The following is an 813-nucleotide window of genomic DNA, read 5'->3' on the forward strand; positions in this document are numbered from 1 at the left end:
TCGGTGAAATAGAAAAATGGTTCAAATCATGGGAAGAGGCCAAAGTAATCGATAAGCATATTCGAATGATGGTGCATCAAGCTTGTGGATGGCAACACAATCCGAAATTGAATGAATGGATATGCGCTGACGTAGAAGCATTGATGTTGTTCATGGAGTGGCAAGAAACATTGGCTAAAAACGGATGGAATGATATCTACGAAGATTATCGACAATACGAAAATGAAGCATCAAATGTCATTAAGAAAAAATTGTATGAGCGTGCTGTTTTATATGCTAATCAAAATAAGTGATTTTACCCGTTAAATTAAGCGCTTTAAATACAAGGTGATAAATAATACTACTTTTAGATTTAAACGCCTTAAATCTTGATATAGAACGGTTAAATTAAGGAGGTTAATAGAATGTTAGATGTAATGGTGAATGATGAATATAAATTAACTAGTGACGGCATGCAAATTGTCATCATGAGAAAACACATAATTGATCCAACGAAATCACCAATCTTTGACGAAACAAAACATTCGGCTGAAATTCGCGAGGAATGGAAGACGTGGAAGTACAGTGGAAAGGTTGAACAAGCCCTTGAAGTAATTTTGCGACAACGTGTATTTGAATCAGATGCAGTAACACTTAAAGAATTGCATCAAGAAATTATAACTTTTAAACAATATGTTAAATCGCTGTTTGAAGGTGATTCACAATGATTCACTACGCTTACACCGATACCGAAATAGATAAAATCATAAAAACACTCACTATCGTAATAGACACTCGCGAGAAATCGAATGACCATATTAGAGAATATTTCGT

The 813-nt window shown here is 34.3% G+C and carries 1 protein-coding gene and 1 pseudogene; both read left to right on the forward strand.

Annotation, left to right across the window (positions count from 1 at the left end; genetic code table 11):
* Positions 1 to 293 (forward strand): annotated as a pseudogene (locus C9J37_RS28720) (hypothetical protein); the annotation flags it as partial.
* 111 nt (positions 294 to 404) lie between these two features.
* Positions 405 to 707 carry a hypothetical protein gene (locus tag C9J37_RS27800; RefSeq protein ID WP_107897947.1) on the forward strand — a complete coding sequence of 101 codons (303 nt, stop codon included), beginning with the start codon at positions 405 to 407 and terminating at the stop codon, positions 705 to 707.
* Positions 708 to 813 lie beyond the last annotated feature (106 nt).

The organism is Lysinibacillus mangiferihumi, assembly GCF_003049665.1.
Lineage (GTDB): Bacteria > Bacillota > Bacilli > Bacillales_A > Planococcaceae > Lysinibacillus > Lysinibacillus mangiferihumi.

Coding starts and splice junctions, on each gene's coding strand:
- C9J37_RS27800 (WP_107897947.1), top strand. CDS start 405: ATGTTAGATGTAATGGTGAATGATGAATATAAATTAACTAGTGACGGC.